A 16434-nucleotide genomic window follows, 5' to 3' on the forward strand; every position below is an offset into this window, starting at 1 on the left:
ATAGAAATGGCAAAGTTTGAACTTAAGTTACCTAAAATGGGTGAGAGTGTTGCAGAAGCAACAATTACCTCTTGGCTTAAAGACGTTGGTGATTCAATAGAAGCAGATGAAGCAGTTTTAGAAATTGCAACAGATAAAGTAGATAGCGAAGTACCTAGCGAAGTAGATGGTGTTTTAGTAGAAAAACTATTCAACGTAGACGATGTGGTGCAGGTTGGGCAAACGATTGCTGTCATAGAAATAGAAGGTGATGATACCGCTGAAGTAAAAGCACCTGCTGCAGAACCAGAAGTAAAAGAAGAAACGCCAAAAGCAGTTGCTGAGGTTGCTCAGACTGTTGTTGCAGCAAAAGAAACTGCTGCACCAGTAAAATCATCTGGTGATCGTTTTTATTCTCCATTGGTAAAAAACATAGCTAAAAAAGAAGGTATTTCTCAAGCAGAACTAGACTCAGTTCCTGGAACAGGCAAAGATGGTCGTGTCACTAAAAATGACATTAAAGCCTATTTAGAATCACGAGATTCTGCGCCGCAATCTGAAGCAACTACACAACCAGCCGGTGAACAACCAAAATTAGAAACTCCTTCTTCTGCAAAAACTCAGGAAAAGGCAGTTGAAACTTCTGTATTAGCTTCTGGTGATGATGAGATTATTGAAATGAGCCGAATGGGTAAACTCATTGCAAAACACATGGTAGATTCTGTACAAACTTCTGCGCATGTGCAATCGTTTATTGAAGCAGATGTAACTAAAATCCGGAATTGGAGAAATAAGCACAAAGACAATTTTAAAAAGCGTGAAGGTGAAAACCTGACGTTTACACCGATATTTATGGAAGCTGTAGCAAAAGCTATTAGAGACTTCCCTATGATTAATATCGCTGTTCAAGGAGATAGCATCATTAAAAAGAAACATATTAATCTTGGTATGGCTGCTGCATTGGCAGATGGAAACTTAATTGTACCAGTAATAAAAGATGCAGATCAGTTAAATCTATTTGGGATGGTTAAAAAAGTTAATGATTTAGCTAAAAGAGCAAGAGAAAATAAATTAAACCCAGACGATATACAAGGTGGTACTTACACGGTAACCAATGTTGGTACATTTGGGAGTATAATGGGAACACCAATTATTAATCAACCACAAGTTGGTATTTTGGCATTAGGTGCTATTAGAAAAGTACCTGCTGTTATTGAAACACCAGAAGGAGATTTTATTGGTATTCGTTACAGAATGTTCTTATCGCATTCTTACGACCATCGTGTGGTGAATGGAGCACTTGGCGGCCAATTTGTTAAAGCTGTAAAAGACTATTTAGAGGCTTGGGATTCTAATAGAGAGATTTAGTTTTTATACCTACCAAGGCAGAATTCCTATAAAAAACAGAAGCACGGTTTTGCAACTGTGCTTTTTTTATGTGTTGTTTGAAGTTCCGTTTAAAGGTTTTGTATATGGCTCGTAGCGTGCAAATTTTTAAATTTTGCGACTTTCCAAATATGCCCTAACTTTGATTAAGCAACTGACTAGCTATAAGTTATATACGTTGTTGTGCCTCCTTATTTTTTATTTTATTAGTTTATCCAATAATCCACTAACTTGAATTTTTTCATTTAGATTTAGTGACTTTGTCAATCTATCGAATATTAAATCAATCTTTGGTTTAAGTGATAATAATTCCGAAATGCCTTTTTTTGTTATTTTTATCCTCTTTGCTCTTTTATCTTTCTCATCTGGAAATTCGTCAATCAATCCATTTTTAAGAAGTCGTTTTATAATTTCTATTCCTGTTGGTGCTTCTAGATTGTGCAATTCCACTAACTCCATTTTTCTAAAGCTTTCTTGATAATCCAAATGCAATAAAAAGCTGTATTCATCAATAGAGGAAACATTCGATTTGGATAAAACGTTTTTAGTCTGTTTTTTCAGTTCCTTGTTTAGCAACATTATTTTAAAAGCAATCAATAATTCGTCTTGAGTTGAATGTGGGTCACTTTTTTTTACCGAGAACAATTTATTGTTGAGCCATATAATAAAATCCTCTGTTTTTTCAGAGGTGTTAGTGGCTTGATATTCTTCGATAAGTTTAATTATATCTTTAAGTAATGTAAATTCCATAGCGTGCATAAACTATTATAATGAACAAAAATATAAATAAATATTATGTATTTGATATAAAATTATATATTTGTATCAGAAACATTATAAAAACAATAAATAACAATGAATTTGAATAAAGTAGCATTATTATCAATTCTATTATTGTCATTCTCTTGTAAACAAATAGAAAATCAAAAAATGGAAGAATCAATGAAAAAACCAGAGTACACTTTTATGTCAGTATCAACTGCAAAACCAGGAAAGCTTGATGAGTTAGTAAGAATTGCCAAAGCTCCGACTATGAAAATGGATAAAAAATCTGATGGTCTTCTTGCTTATCAGGTTAGTGTCGATGAGGAAAGAAATTCTGTTGTTGTATGGGCAACTTATGATAAAAAGGAAACACTTTATAATTACCTTGAAACAGCAGAAGGGAAAGAAGACCACGGTGAAAACGAGGATATGGAAAGCATTATCGAGACATTTGTAATGTACGACCTTGAGCCAGTTAGTGGAAGACTTCTTCCTAAAAAATAATTTCTAATTAAACAGAGTTCTTTCGTTTTGTAAGGGCTCTGTTTTTTAATGAGAAACAATGATTAGCGGATAAAAAAGCGTTTCAATGTCTTACATCTAACGTTACTAAAACAATTTCAGCAAAAGTAAATTAAGTTAGTTGATAATTTTCACAAAGTTAAGGGCTATTGGCAACGCTACTTTGCATTTTCAACAAATCCATCCCAACGACGCATATAAGTAATAAAAGTGTCGCTTAAGCCTTCTGCTTTTAAATGGTCTATTGAAACAGGATTTTCAATAGGTTCAAAATGAGGATTTGCAATTACTTTTTTAGGAAAGTCATGATGTAAAATTCCAGAACGCCCAATGGTTACAAAATCAACACCAGCATCTAAAATACTTTGCACGTCTTTACCAGTTCTAATATTTCCTGCGACGGTAAGTTTTACATCTTTATATTGCAATTGTAAAATATGTTCTAAGATATTCAATTCACTATCCGGTTGTTCTTCTGGAGTTTTAAAACAGTCCCAAAGTGATAGATCTAAAAAGTCTATGTTGCCATCATCTATTAATTGTTGACTCACGGTTTTAATATCAGAGAGTTGCATGCCAAAACGCTCTGGTGAAAGCCTTACACCGACTAAGAAATTTTTACCACATGCGTTTCTAATACCATTAACGATTTCAAATAGTAAGCGAGCTCTGTTTTCTAAAGATCCGCCATATTGGTCTTTTCGCTGATTAATTTTAGAGCTTAAAAACTGAGTTAAAATATAGCCATGTGCACCATGTACTTCAACACCATTGTAACCGCAGTTCTGAGCTCTTACAGCTGCTTCGATAAAATCGTCTCTTAATTTAAATACCTCTTCTAAGGACAATGCCCTGGCATTATGTTTTTCGCTTTCAGATGGGCAAACTGCTTTTTCTTTAATGACCTCAAAAGGAGAACGCATACCAGCATGGTGTAATTGAATTACAGCTAGGCTACCATGAGAATTTAGCTCTGCTGCTAATTTCTTATGACCAGGAATTAAGGCATCAGAATAGACACCTAACTGACCAGCAAAACCTTTACCAATTTCTTGAACATGAGACGCACATGTCATCACCAATCCAAAGCCACCCTTGGCGCGCATAGTTAACCAATGCAATTCATTATCAGATAAACTTCCATCGTCATGACTTTGCTGGTTAGTAAGCGGTGCTAGCATCAAACGGTTTTTCATTTTAGCACCACAAGAAAATTCAATTGTTGTTTCTGGTTTTACTGCCATCTGTATAGTTGAAGGTTATATTTATGATGACGAATTTCGGTTAAAAATTTGTATTCTCAAATATGAAATTCACTAAACCCATTCTATTAAATCTCCCTACATTTGCACAAAAGTTATTTTAGATGCAACTCAACCTTAATAAGCCGATCTGTTTTTTCGACTTAGAAACAACAGGAATCAATATTTCAAAAGATAGAATTGTTGAAATTTCAATTCTCAAGGTACATCCAGATGGAAAAGAAGAGACATACACAAAGCGGGTGAATCCAACAATACCAATTCCACCAGAAGTAACGTTGGTCCATGGTATATCAGATGCAGATGTTGCTGATGCTCCAACGTTTAAGGAGATTTCTAAAGAAGTGTATAACATGATTAAGGATTCTGATTTGGGAGGATTTAATTCTAATCGTTTCGATATCCCTTTATTAGCTGAAGAGATGCTACGTGCAGAAGTAGATTTTGAAATGAAGAACACACAATCTGTAGATGTGCAAACTATTTTTCATAAAATGGAACAGCGTACACTTAGTGCAGCTTACAAGTTCTATTGTGATAAGAATTTAGATGATGCACATAGTGCAGAAGCGGATACAAAAGCGACTTACGAAGTGTTAAAAGCACAATTAGATAAATACGATACTCTAGAAAACGATACAAAATTTTTGGCAGAATTTAGCTCACGCAAAAAGTTCGCCGATTTCGCTGGGTTTTTAATCTTTAATAAAAAAGGAGAAGAATGTTTCTCATTTGGTAAACATAAAGGAAAACGTGTGGTGGATGTGATGGAACAAGAACCAGGGTATTTTGGTTGGTTACTCAATGCCGACTTTCCATTGTATACTAAAAAAGTGTTAACGGCTATTAAATTGCGTCAGTTTAATAATAAATTAGACTAATGAAATTAATCTGCATAGGTCGTAATTACACAGACCACATCAAAGAATTAGAAAACGAAAAACCCACAGATCCGGTTGTATTTTTAAAACCAGATACAGCCATACTGCTAAAAAAGCAGCCTTTTTTTATTCCGGATTTTTCTGATGATGTTCACCATGAGGTTGAAGTATTGGTGAAAATTAAAAAGGTAGGGAAATACATCAATAAAAAATTCGCCCACAAATATTACGATGAAATAGGTCTTGGTATTGACTTTACTGCTCGCGATTTACAAGCTCAACTCAAAGCAAAAGGTTTACCTTGGGAAAAAGCAAAAGCATTTGATGGTGCAGCAGTAATAGGAAAGTGGTTACCAAAAACACAATTTGAAAATATTGACGAAATTAATTTTAGTTTGGAGAAAAATGATGAGATTGTTCAGTCTGGTAATACAGCGTTAATGCTTTGGAAGATTAATGAACTTATAGAATATGTTTCAAAATATTTCACTTTAAAAATTGGAGATATTATATTTACAGGCACACCAGCCGGAGTTGGTAAGGTTTTTGCAAACGATAAATTAAAAGGATATATTGAAGATCACGAAATGTTTTCGATTAAAATCAAATAGATGGCAGAGTATTACAAATTAGATCGCGTTCGGGAAATGGCAGATAACGATGAAGATTTCGTTTTGGCTTTAGCAGCCGCATTTATAGAAGAGGTACCAGACGATGCTGAACGACTTAAAAAAGCAGTGCCAGAAAAAGATTATCGTGAAACGTATCAGGCAGCTCATAAGATGAAACCTACGATTGAATTATTTGGCTTAAGCGTTTATGATGAACTCATTGTAGTACAAGATTGGGGCAAATTTGAACAGGAAGGTAAAGATATCGATCTTGAACTTCAAAAGGTATTAACTGCAGTTGAGAATGCAACTGCTGAGATTAAGTCTGATTTTAATTTATAATTATTTTATTCCTAAGACGTCTTTAGACATATGCATGGTAACTAGCATATGCGGTAAATCTACAGTTTCAGCTATTTTAAGATCTCCATCTAAAGAGCACAAAGCATAGGCTTCGTTTTCACTGAGTTTATGTTCATTCATTAAATAATCTATCATGTAGAGCGTCGCTTTTTTTGCGGCACTATCGATGGTAGTTCCAAATCCTGTGGTTGCGTAGTAATCTTTGGTTTCGTATTGTGGCTCTTCTATTGATTTGTCTTTTATCAACTCAATTTCGTAGATCACTCTTAGCGGAACTTCTATGGCAGTACCACAAACTTCACCCAAGCCTTGTACTGCGTGCCCATCACCAATAGAGAATAATCCTCCTTCAACAAACACTGGGAAATAAAGCGTGGTTCCAACCGTCATGTTAGGGTCATCCATATTTCCGCCATTTGCTCTTGGTGGAATGGTACTTAATAACTCTTATGTAGCCGGAGCGACACCCATGACTCCTGGAAACGGATCAAGTTTTAATTGAATAGAATCATTAAAATTAACTTTAGTTTTATCGTCTTTAAATCGTAAATTCTTAAATACTCACCTTTAATAGAATCAGCAACAAAGCTAAAGCCTGGATAGATGGCATTCCAGCCCCAATCACCTAATTCAATCTCATGTAGTGTTACTTTTAAGACGTCTCCTGGTTGAGCTCCTTCAACAAAAACAGGTCCTGTTAAAGGATGGATAGGTTCAAAATCTAGTTTTCTGAGATCTTCAATGTTTGAACCTAGTTTAAACTGTTCGTCACTAGCATCTTCAGTATAAGCTTCAATTATAGAACCAGACTTAACTGTAAGTATAGGTTCAATAGTGTTACTGAATTTATTATGAGTCTGATCTTTGGTAAGTGTAAAATCTGGTTTTAAGCTGTTTTTTACTTCTAATTTATCTTCGATTTTAGTTTCCTTTTTTTCTTCACATTGATAGAATAAAGAAGAAGTTATTATACAAAAAACGACTGTTTTAAAAATAGATTTATTGATCATGATTGGTTGAGATTTTTATTAAAGCTTGTTTAAAATTAATGAATTAACTTTTTAATAGCATTATCTTTGCAGCTATCATTTAAATAAATCAACTTTTGACAGCAGAAATAATAACAATTGGGGATGAAATTCTCATCGGTCAGATTATTGATACAAATTCAGCTTATTTAGCAAAAGAATTCAATAAGATAGGTGTTTCTATCTATCAAATTACGTCAGTACAAGATGATAAAGATCATATTCTAAAAGCTTTAAAAGAAGCCGAAGATAATGCTGATATCATCATTATAACAGGTGGATTAGGGCCTACAAAAGACGATATTACGAAATTGACCTTATGTGAATATTTTAAAGATGAGTTAATAGAAGATAAAGATGTACTTGCGCATGTAGAACATTTATTTTCAAAATATATAAAAACACCTATTTCAGAAATTAACCGTCATCAGGCGTTGGTACCCTCTAAGTCTAAAGTATTAATGAATAAGTATGGTACCGCACCAGGTATGTGGATGGAGAAAAAGAACAAGGTCTTTGTGTCGCTGCCAGGAGTACCTTATGAAATGAAAGCCTTAATTTCTGATGAAGTTATACCGCAATTAAGGAAAAAATATAAATTCCCATACATACAGCATAAGACATTATTAACTTATGGATTAGGCGAAAGTGCTATTGCTGGACGAATAGAGCAATTTGAAGGCCAATTGCCAAATTATATTAAACTAGCGTATTTACCAAGTTTAGGTAGAGTAAGATTAAGACTATCTGCAAAAGCTTTTGATAAGATTAAAGTTGAGTCAGAAATGGAAAGACAGGTACAACGCCTATTACCATTTGTCAAAGATATATTTGTTGGTTTCGAGGATAATAGTTCAATAGAGACCATTATCGGACAGCGACTCACAGATTTAGGAAAAACGCTTTCTATAGCAGAAAGTTGTACAGGCGGCAGAATTGCACAATCATTCACAGCAAATGCGGGAGCTTCAAAATATTTCAAAGGTAGTATTGTAACTTATGCTACGGAATCTAAAGTTGAAGTTTTGGATGTGCCAGAGGACGAAATATTCAAGCATTCGGTAGTAAGTAGAGAAGTAGCAGAAGCTATGGCCAAAAATGTAAGAAACCTTTTTAATACCGATTATGGATTAAGCACAACAGGCAATGCCGGACCAACAAAAGGCGACTCTGATGCTGAGGTTGGTACAGTATGGATTGCTATTGCCACAAAAGACAAGGTGTATTCGGAAGTTTTTAATTTTAGTAATCACCGAGAGAAAGTGATTATGAAGGCAACAAATAAGGCCTTTGAAATGCTTCAAAAAGAAATTTCAAAAAAGTAGAATTATATGTTTGTTGAAACGTAAAGTTTTCTTAAATTTGCATCCTGTTAAAAAATAACATACTTAAAGAAAGAATACCATGTCAAGAGTTTGTGAACTTACTGGGAAAAAAGCAATGGTTGGGAACAACGTTTCTTTTTCTATGAACAAAACAAAACGCAAGTTTAATGCTAACTTGATGAAAAAGCGTTTTTTCATTCCTGAAGAAGATAAGTGGGTAACATTAAAAGTTTCTACATCTGCATTAAAGACTATCAATAAAATTGGTATCTCAGCAATGTTAAAAAAGGCAAGAGAAAACGGATTTTACAAATAATAGCTTAAAAGGCTAAAGTCAATATACAATGGCAAAAAAAGGAAATAGAGTACAAGTTATATTAGAGTGCATAGAGCATAAAGCTTCTGGAAAGCCGGGAACTTCTAGATATATAACAACAAAAAATAAAAAGAACACGCCAGACAGAATGGAGATTAAAAAGTTTAATCCTATTCTTAAGCGTATGACAGTTCATAAAGAAATTAAATAATAATTAGAGATTTGCACGCCAGTGCAAATGTCAAATAACTCGAAGAGGTATGGCAAAGAAATCAGTAGCGTCCTTACAGACAGGATCAAAGCGTTTGACAAAAGCTATTAAAATGGTGAAATCACCTAAGACAGGATCTTACATGTTCGTAGAATCAGTAATGGCACCAGAATTCGTCAATGACTTTTTAAACAAAAAATAAGCTAAACATAGCTATAGATTTATAGAACTGCTTTCGTTTGAAAGCAGTTTTTTTATGGCTATATTTGAGCAAATCTGACAACTTAGCAGTACTATTAAAAAGGCAAGGTTGTTGCTTTTAGCAATGCAAATACATTACAATGAGTTTTTTTAAAAAAATATTTTCTTCTGAAAAGAAGGAAACCTTAGATAAAGGCTTAGAAAAATCTAAATCTTCGTTTTTTAATAAATTAAATAAAGCAGTTGCTGGTAAATCTAAAGTAGATGATGACGTTTTAGATAATCTCGAAGAAGTTTTAGTGACCAGTGATGTTGGTGTAAATACGACTTTAAAGGTTATTGAACGTATAGAGGAACGTGTTGCGAAGGATAAATACTTAGGCACATCTGAGTTAAATCAAATATTAAGAGAAGAAATTGCCGGTTTGTTGTCAGAAACCAACTCAGGCGAGGATACGGATTATACGATTCCAGAGTTACCGGCTCAACACGACGGTCAAAAAACACCGTATGTACTTATGGTTGTTGGTGTTAACGGTGTAGGTAAAACAACAACTATTGGTAAATTAGCCTATCAGTTTAAAAAGAAAGGATTAAAAGTGGTGCTTGGTGCAGCAGATACCTTTAGAGCAGCGGCAATTGACCAACTACAAGTTTGGGCAGATCGCGTAGATATACCAATGATAAAACAAGAAATGGGTTCAGACCCAGCTTCAGTTGCTTTTGACGCTCTACAATCTGGTGTAAACCAAGATGCTGATGTTATCATTATTGATACAGCAGGTCGATTACACAATAAGGTGAACTTAATGAATGAGCTCACAAAAGTAAAACGCGTCATGCAAAAGGTGGTTGGAGATGCTCCTCATGATGTTTTACTAGTATTAGATGGATCTACAGGTCAGAATGCTTTTGAGCAAGCTAAGCAATTTACAGCCGCAACAGAAGTAACTTCTCTTGCTGTAACCAAATTGGACGGTACAGCTAAAGGTGGAGTTGTGATTGGTATTAGTGATCAGTTTCAAATTCCCGTAAAATATATCGGAGTAGGAGAAGGTATTGAAGATCTTCAGGTATTTAATAAATATGAGTTTGTAGATTCATTTTTTAAGTAAAAATTGACTTATGCGTAGCTGAACTCATTTTCAGCATTTCACTTAATTACAATAATCTTTTATATCTTTTTTATTAGATTGAGGATAGTCTAAATTCATTTTATAATAGCTGCGTATTTCGTATTTTTATGAAAAAATACAACCATGCGCTATATCTCTTTTCTATTTGTTTTTCTATTTATTATTTCTTGTAAAAATTCTAATTCTTCAGATCCTAGAAAACCAATAGAATCTTCAAAAACTAAAATTGATAATACAGAGGTTGAGACGACTTCGGACTTAGAAGCTATTTCAACAAAGGACTTTAGAGAGTTTAAAATTTTAGATTCTAAAAATCTTAGTAAGTCAGAAATTTGGGCTGAAATAAACCCTAAGATGGATGACTTTACTGCGGCTGATTATAATAAACTTAAATCATTGATATTAGAACAAAACATTCCAACCTTGCAACAGCATATAGCAGATGATAAATTTAATTATGAGGAATTAACCAAGTTCTATTTATATCGCATTAGAAAATTTGATCGTGAGAATTCTTTGTCTTTAAATTCAGTAATAGCTATTAATCCTCAAGTTATTGAGCAGGCAGAAGCACTAGATTTTAATAAATTAAATTCAAGTCATCCAATCTACGGTATGCCAGTTTTATTAAAAGATAATATCAATGCATCTGGTATGGCCACAACTGTAGGAGCGGTTGCACTTAAAAATAATATGACGGAAGATGCATTTATTGTGAAGCAACTAAAATCTAAAGGTGCTTTAATACTTGGTAAGGCCAACCTAAGCGAATGGGCTTATTTTTTCTGTGGAGAATGCCCAAGTGGCTATTCTGCTATTGGTGGACAAACCTTAAATCCTTATGGTAGACGTATTATTGATACTGGTGGATCTAGTTCTGGAAGTGGAGTAGCGGCTTCAGCCAACTTTGCTGTGGCAACAATAGGTAGTGAAACAGCAGGTTCTATATTATCACCAGCCAGTCAGAATTCTGTGGTTGGTTTAAAACCAACTGTTGGATTAGTAAGTCGTAGTGGTATAGTACCTATATCATCCACATTAGATACAGCAGGACCTATAACAAGAACGGTTATGGATAATGCTATTGTATTAGATGCTATTTTTGGAGAAGATGAAACGGACGGTAAATCTTTTATGATGATGTGGGAATCTGGCTTTTATACAAAAGATTTAAAAAATACCAGTTTACAAGGCAAACGTTTTGGAGCGCCAAAACGACTAATTGAAGATACACTTTTTATCAAAGCCTTAGATGTTTTAAGGTCCGAAGGTGCAGAAATCGTAGAGATTGAAGAAGAAAAATTAGGACTGCCAAACTTCATCCGTTTATTGAATTTAGATATGAAAAAGGACTTGCCTGCTTACATGGAAAACTATGCTAATAAAGCGATAAAACTTAGGACTGTTTCCGATGTTATGGCATTCAATTTAGAAGACTCTTTATTAACCATGCCATATGGACAAAGCCTATTTAAAGGTATTGCAGATGATAAAGGAGATGCTGTTTATTTAGAGCGTATAAAAGATACTTTAAAAACCAATGGTTTACAATATTTTAATAAGCCATTGGAAGCAAATAATTTAGATGGATTTTTATCTATTAATAATTACCATGCGGGTTTTGCTGCTGTTGCAGAATATCCTGCATTAACAGTCCCAATGGGTTACACAGAAAAAGGAGTTCCTAAGGGCTTAACGTTTATTGCTAAACGTCTACAGGAAAAACAACTATTAGAATGGGCTTATGTTTATGAGCAGGCATCAAAAGCCAGAGTAGCACCTAAAAATTACAACTAATTAATTATAGCATTTATTTTTATCCAAAGTTGATTGTCAAAATCAGATAAAGCAAAATTCTCTGCATCTGCCGAATATCCCATTCTAATTATGACTAATTTTTTGCTTGGTGAGATGTAGACTTTTTGATCATTTTTTCCTAAAGCACAATACATGTCACTTGGTGCATCTTGAATGAGTTTTCCGTTAAATTCTATTTGTGATTGTGGTAATTTAAATGAGTTTTTTCCATTTAACCACCACATGTATCCATAGGCTTCATTTAAGTTTTGAGATGTATTTACAGCATCATTTAAATAATTTGATGGGATTATTTGGTCATTTTCCCACTTGCCATTTGCATAAACAAGCAGGCCAAATCGCGCCATGCTGCGCGTTGTACTCCAATAAACACTGAAGTCACCATTTTGAATCCATGCACCAGTCATTCCTATTTTGTCCTTAAGTTTCGTATTAAAGTAACTCGACCAATTTTGATTACTGGCAGAAGCAACAACATCTTGAAGTTTTACATACACATTGTGATATGCCCATCGGTCACCAGCATCAGCAACATATTGTAGATTAGCAGGAGATACATTATCTCCAATGCTATCATCCAATCCAGAATCCATTGATAATAAATTCTTACAGGTGATTAAATTTTCCTTTTCAATAGGAGCACTGGTCCAACCTGTACCAATATAATCAGATACTTTATCAGTTATGTTTAAAAACCCTTCGTTTTCCGCAATTCCTGTAATTGCTGTCGTTAATGTTTTTCCTGCACTGGCCCAATACCAAGGGGTTGTATTTGTATGTCCATCAAAATACGCTTCAACAATAATTTTACCATCGTGAAGTATCATAAAACTTTTACTGTTTTTAACTTCTAAATAGTCTAAAAGTGGCTGAAGTTGGGTTTCATCCCAATTTAATTCATTCAGAGATTTACTATCCCAAGTATCTGAAGTTAATGGTGGAAAGTAAATACCTTCATTCGAAGGGCTTTCATCTGGTTCGCTATTATTATCTGAAGAACATGATATAACGGCCGTTGTACAAACAAATAATAAAAAAAATCGAAGTAGTTTCATGGTTAACTTTCTTATTTAAGACCTATAAATATACTAAAGGTTTAATTTACGTTGTATCTTTGCGCACTGATTTGCACAATCGTATGAGAACAAAAACCCTAAAGAAAAATAGAATTAATGTTGTAACTCTTGGTTGCAGCAAGAATGTTTATGACAGTGAAGTCTTGATGGGACAATTAAAAGCCAGTGGGAAGGATGTTGTGCATGAGCAAGATGGTAATGTCGTTGTCATTAATACTTGTGGTTTCATAAATAATGCCAAGGAAGAGAGCGTTAACACCATTTTGGAATTTATGCAAAAGAAGGAAGCTGGTGAAGTTGATAAAGTATTTGTTACAGGTTGTTTGAGTGAGCGTTATAAACCAGACCTTCAAGAGGAAATTCCAAATGTAGATCAGTATTTTGGTACTACAGAATTACCTAGTCTTTTAAAGGCTTTAGGAGCGGATTATAAGCATGAATTAATAGGTGAACGATTAACGACTACACCAAAAAATTATGCCTATTTAAAAATTGCATAAGGCTGCGACAGACCTTGTAGTTTTTGTGCTATTCCATTAATGCGAGGGAAACATAAAAGTACTCCAATAGAAGAAATTGTTATTGAAGCTGAAAAACTAGCTGCAAACGGAGTAAAGGAATTAATTTTGATTGCCCAAGATTTGACCTATTACGGTTTAGATTTATACAAAAAACGAAACCTAGCTGAGTTATTAGAGCATTTAGTTAAAGTTGACGGTATTGAGTGGATTCGTTTGCATTACGCATTTCCAACAGGTTTTCCGATGGATGTGTTAGATGTGATGAATCGTGAACCTAAAGTTTGTAACTATTTAGATATTCCTTTGCAACATATATCAGATTCAATTTTGAAGAGCATGCGTCGTGGAACCACAAAGGAAAAAACGACAAAATTACTTAAGGATTTTAGGGTGAAAGTGCCTGAAATGACCATAAGAACAACCTTAATTGTTGGTTACCCTGGTGAAACAGAAGAAGATTTTGAAACCCTTAAGGAATGGGTAAAAGAGATGCGTTTTGAACGTTTAGGCTGCTTTACTTATTCGCATGAAGAAAACACACATGCCTTCAACTTAAAAGACGATGTTCCAGAAGAAGTGAAAATGCAGCGTGCTAATGAAATTATGGAAATACAATCTCAAATTTCCTGGGAATTAAATCAAGCCAAAATAGGGCAGAAGTTCAAAGTGGTTATTGACAGAAAAGAAGGTAACTACTTCATTGGTCGTACAGAATACGATTCGCCAGATGTGGATAATGAAGTCTTAATTGATGCGACTCAAACCTATTTAAAAACAGGTGAATTCACAACCGTGAAAGTTATAGAAGCAGAAGACTTTGATTTGTATGGTGAAGTTGTAAACTAATCTAATTAACAACCATCTCTTGGTCCAAAAGTAAACACCAATTCTTGATCTATTTTTGCTCCCCTAGCATTTTCCGCAGGAATCCATTTCCCAGGAATATTTTCTAGGAGTTTTCTAAGTCTTTCATCTATGGAAGGATAACCTGTTGTCATAGCATCGTGTTTTACATCTTTAACGATTCCTTCCTTTGAAACTATAAATGAAAGCTTAATAGCTCCGAGCTTGTTATCTTTAATAGCATTCATACTTTCTGCGCTGTTCTGTTTAAGGTAATTTAATAGGGCATCCTTTCCATCTATATAAGATGCTTGTCGTTTTGGAACAACAGTAATGTGCGGTCCAAAGAATTTATCTTCAATTTTACCAGTTTCTAGATTCTTTCCTTTAAACTCTGTTCTTATCGTAAAATGAGTAAAATAATCTGTTGATTTTATAATTTTTAATTGTTGGTCCGTAAGTAGGTCTGTAGTTCCGCTTGCTCTTATTTCTGACAGCTGATTGTTCTTTACAAGAATAACATCTACAGAATAAATATGCTCTATCTGAGCTTTTTCACCTTCATTAAGAAAATCGTAAATAGTAGTGGCATTGTGTACATCTGCTTTTGTTACAGGTGCAAATCTTGCATCTATGCCATAATATAGATCTGGAATAAAATTAAAATTAGGTCCTTCTATTTTTTCTTGATTTTCTGCAACAAGAGATTTATTTATTGAAGATTTTAATTCTGAGTTATTTTGGTTTTTACATCCAAAACTTAATAGACTGACTGTAGTTATACCTACTACGAAAATGATAATGCTTTTTTTCATGTTTATTGAATTATAAAACGATTTCAATCAAATATATAGACGATCTATGGTTATACTTTTAAATAAAGTGTCAAAAAAGTGCAAATTTATTGTCAATCATTAATGGTGAACGTCATTTACATCTAGAGGTAGTTAGTTAACCTAACAACTTTATAATTTAAAGCCTATTAGGTCTCCTTGAACTTCAAAAGGATGAAAGCGAGAAAATAACTCTTCAGAATACCATCCTAATTCTCGAGTTTTTTTCACCATATCTGCATGCTTTTTATTTTGATATGCATAGGACATCATATCCTCTCCCGACTCCCATAACGAAAATGTTGCTTGCATCAAAATTGGCCATTCTCCAATTCCTTTAGAATAAATTAATCCTTTATGACCATCCATAGATTTTGAAACGGATGGTACATAACGCCAAAATTTGTACGCTAATTTTGGTTTAATGGTTGCTCTGGTGATAACTGACAAAGGTTTAGAATTATCATAAGTTACGGAAGATTTGAAGGGTTCTTGCTGGCTCCATTTGCCATGGGCTTTTATAGCATGCATTAACACATGGCTATGTTGAGAAGCGCCTTCTGTATAAGTACTTATTTCCGGAGAATTTAGAAATTCATTGGCATTGTCTTCAGAATTAAAAACGGTGAGTAATCCAAATGTTGAAAAATCTGGCCAGATTGAAAATCCGTTGCCACTGCCACTACCAAGCGCTTTCCAAAAGGTTAAACCTTCAATAGATGACTTTAATAAAGGTGGTCTTCCCATTCTGGCTAAGGCATTCCATTTGTTTTTTAGCCCTTTATATTTAAAAAATGAAATAACAGTAGTTTGCGGCATTCGGTGAAAAATCTTGCTTTAGTACAAAGGTAATAGCTGTAGCAGCTTTTTAAAAGAGAATTAGCAAAGATTAACTAAACCAATTGGTAGTAATGCTATTTGATTTAGGCTTTTAATTCATTTTCAAAATTAACCCACAATATTAGATATGCTGATCTATTAATATGGCATTACCATCCGGATCTAAGATCACAAAACTAGCAGGACCAGAATTTGTATCTGAATCTATCTCACTCGCAAAGGTCACCTCTTTTGATTTTAAATGCTCTTGAATCTCGCGCACATCTTTATAATTTTCTATTGGCTTAGCATCTTGGTCCCAACCAGGATTAAACGTAAGAATATTATTTTCAAACATACCTTGAAACAAACCTATAAGTGTAGATTCATTTTTCATGATGAGATAATTCTTTTCAATATCACCACCAAAAACAGAAAAGCCTAAGTTTTCATAGAACGTCTTAGAGGCTTTAATGTCTTTTACAGCAAGACTAATTGAAAATGCACCTAGTTTCATAATAGTTTTATTTTAATTAGT

19 protein-coding genes and 1 pseudogene are annotated in these 16434 nt (G+C 34.0%); 12 read left to right on the forward strand and 8 right to left on the reverse strand.

What is annotated here, in order from left to right; translation table 11 throughout:
• Positions 1–6 precede the first annotated feature (6 nt).
• On the forward strand, positions 7–1347 hold the full coding sequence (locus ACTG3Y_RS00110) for a dihydrolipoamide acetyltransferase family protein (RefSeq protein WP_439150888.1): 1341 nt from the start codon (positions 7–9) through the stop codon (positions 1345–1347).
• 216 nt (positions 1348–1563) lie between these two features.
• On the opposite strand, the gene ACTG3Y_RS00115 is transcribed toward ACTG3Y_RS00110, so the two are convergent.
• On the reverse strand, positions 1564–2115 hold the full coding sequence (locus ACTG3Y_RS00115; RefSeq protein WP_439150889.1) for a MarR family winged helix-turn-helix transcriptional regulator: 552 nt from the start codon (positions 2113–2115) through the stop codon (positions 1564–1566).
• 216 nt (positions 2116–2331) lie between these two features.
• On the opposite strand from ACTG3Y_RS00115, the gene ACTG3Y_RS00120 reads away from it, so the two are divergent.
• A complete protein-coding gene (locus ACTG3Y_RS00120) occupies positions 2332–2634 on the forward strand; it encodes a hypothetical protein (RefSeq protein ID WP_439150890.1) in 303 nt (100 codons plus the stop codon).
• A gap of 176 nt (positions 2635–2810) precedes the next feature.
• Here the strand turns inward: ACTG3Y_RS00120 and ACTG3Y_RS00125 are convergent, their stop codons facing one another.
• Positions 2811–3896: an NADH:flavin oxidoreductase gene (locus ACTG3Y_RS00125; RefSeq protein ID WP_439150891.1), complete on the reverse strand. Its 1086-nt coding sequence runs from the start codon at positions 3894–3896 to the stop codon at positions 2811–2813.
• A 122-nt stretch (positions 3897–4018) separates the two neighbouring features.
• Between ACTG3Y_RS00125 and ACTG3Y_RS00130 the strand changes: the two genes are divergently transcribed.
• Genes ACTG3Y_RS00130 through ACTG3Y_RS00140 form a run of 3 tightly spaced genes read left to right on the forward strand, consistent with a single transcriptional unit; the run spans position 4019 to position 5748 of the window.
• The gene (locus tag ACTG3Y_RS00130; protein WP_439150892.1) at positions 4019–4795 is read left to right on the forward strand and encodes an exonuclease domain-containing protein; all 777 of its coding nucleotides are present in this window, start codon (positions 4019–4021) and stop codon (positions 4793–4795) included.
• A complete protein-coding gene (locus ACTG3Y_RS00135; RefSeq protein ID WP_439150893.1) occupies positions 4795–5406 on the forward strand; it encodes a fumarylacetoacetate hydrolase family protein in 612 nt (203 codons plus the stop codon). The genes ACTG3Y_RS00130 and ACTG3Y_RS00135 overlap by 1 nt, the downstream gene beginning before the upstream one ends.
• On the forward strand, positions 5407–5748 hold the full coding sequence (locus tag ACTG3Y_RS00140) for an Hpt domain-containing protein (RefSeq protein WP_439150894.1): 342 nt from the start codon (positions 5407–5409) through the stop codon (positions 5746–5748).
• Here the strand turns inward: ACTG3Y_RS00140 and ACTG3Y_RS00145 are convergent, their stop codons facing one another.
• Both ACTG3Y_RS00145 and ACTG3Y_RS00150 read right to left on the reverse strand, forming a co-directional pair.
• A complete protein-coding gene (locus ACTG3Y_RS00145; RefSeq protein WP_439151096.1) occupies positions 5749–6201 on the reverse strand; it encodes an acetamidase/formamidase family protein in 453 nt (150 codons plus the stop codon). It abuts the gene before it with no gap.
• A gap of 62 nt (positions 6202–6263) precedes the next feature.
• A complete protein-coding gene (locus ACTG3Y_RS00150) occupies positions 6264–6779 on the reverse strand; it encodes an acetamidase/formamidase family protein (RefSeq protein WP_439150895.1) in 516 nt (171 codons plus the stop codon).
• Positions 6780–6874: 95 nt separating this feature from the next.
• On the opposite strand from ACTG3Y_RS00150, the gene ACTG3Y_RS00155 reads away from it, so the two are divergent.
• From ACTG3Y_RS00155 to ACTG3Y_RS00180, 6 genes are all read left to right on the forward strand, one after another.
• Entirely contained in the window at positions 6875–8122 is a 1248-nt protein-coding gene (locus tag ACTG3Y_RS00155) for a competence/damage-inducible protein A (RefSeq protein WP_439150896.1), read from the forward strand.
• Positions 8123–8201: 79 nt separating this feature from the next.
• Positions 8202–8438 carry a 50S ribosomal protein L28 gene (rpmB, locus tag ACTG3Y_RS00160; RefSeq protein ID WP_439150897.1) on the forward strand — a complete coding sequence of 79 codons (237 nt, stop codon included), beginning with the start codon at positions 8202–8204 and terminating at the stop codon, positions 8436–8438.
• A 28-nt stretch (positions 8439–8466) separates the two neighbouring features.
• Complete coding sequence (gene rpmG, locus ACTG3Y_RS00165; protein ID WP_439150898.1) at positions 8467–8649, forward strand: 50S ribosomal protein L33; 183 nt, start codon at positions 8467–8469, stop codon at positions 8647–8649.
• Between the two features lie 49 nt (positions 8650–8698).
• The gene (locus ACTG3Y_RS00170) at positions 8699–8851 is read left to right on the forward strand and encodes a DUF4295 domain-containing protein (protein WP_155089338.1); all 153 of its coding nucleotides are present in this window, start codon (positions 8699–8701) and stop codon (positions 8849–8851) included.
• Positions 8852–8990: 139 nt separating this feature from the next.
• Positions 8991–9965, forward strand: coding sequence for a signal recognition particle-docking protein FtsY (ftsY, locus tag ACTG3Y_RS00175; protein WP_439150899.1), 975 nt, complete (start codon positions 8991–8993; stop codon positions 9963–9965).
• 144 nt (positions 9966–10109) lie between these two features.
• Entirely contained in the window at positions 10110–11783 is a 1674-nt protein-coding gene (locus ACTG3Y_RS00180; protein ID WP_439150900.1) for an amidase family protein, read from the forward strand.
• Here ACTG3Y_RS00180 and ACTG3Y_RS00185 read toward each other — a convergent pair.
• Positions 11780–12859 carry a serine hydrolase domain-containing protein gene (locus tag ACTG3Y_RS00185; protein ID WP_439150901.1) on the reverse strand — a complete coding sequence of 360 codons (1080 nt, stop codon included), beginning with the start codon at positions 12857–12859 and terminating at the stop codon, positions 11780–11782. The two genes, ACTG3Y_RS00180 and ACTG3Y_RS00185, sit on opposite strands and share 4 nt — an antisense overlap.
• 83 nt (positions 12860–12942) lie before the next feature.
• Here ACTG3Y_RS00185 and rimO point away from each other — a divergent pair.
• Positions 12943–14247, forward strand: a pseudogene (gene rimO / locus ACTG3Y_RS00190) (30S ribosomal protein S12 methylthiotransferase RimO).
• 5 nt (positions 14248–14252) lie between these two features.
• Here the strand turns inward: rimO and ACTG3Y_RS00195 are convergent.
• From ACTG3Y_RS00195 to ACTG3Y_RS00205, 3 genes are all read right to left on the reverse strand, one after another.
• Positions 14253–15059 (reverse strand): hypothetical protein, encoded by an 807-nt coding sequence (locus ACTG3Y_RS00195; RefSeq protein ID WP_439150902.1) that lies wholly within the window; start codon positions 15057–15059, stop codon positions 14253–14255.
• Positions 15060–15209: 150 nt separating this feature from the next.
• On the reverse strand, positions 15210–15896 hold the full coding sequence (locus tag ACTG3Y_RS00200) for a hypothetical protein (RefSeq protein ID WP_439150903.1): 687 nt from the start codon (positions 15894–15896) through the stop codon (positions 15210–15212).
• Positions 15897–16038: 142 nt separating this feature from the next.
• Positions 16039–16413, reverse strand: a complete 375-nt coding sequence (locus ACTG3Y_RS00205; protein WP_439150904.1) for a VOC family protein — start codon at positions 16411–16413, stop codon at positions 16039–16041.
• Between the last annotated feature and the right edge of the window lie 21 nt (positions 16414–16434).

This window comes from Winogradskyella sp. (assembly GCF_965656915.1).
Lineage (GTDB): Bacteria > Bacteroidota > Bacteroidia > Flavobacteriales > Flavobacteriaceae > Winogradskyella.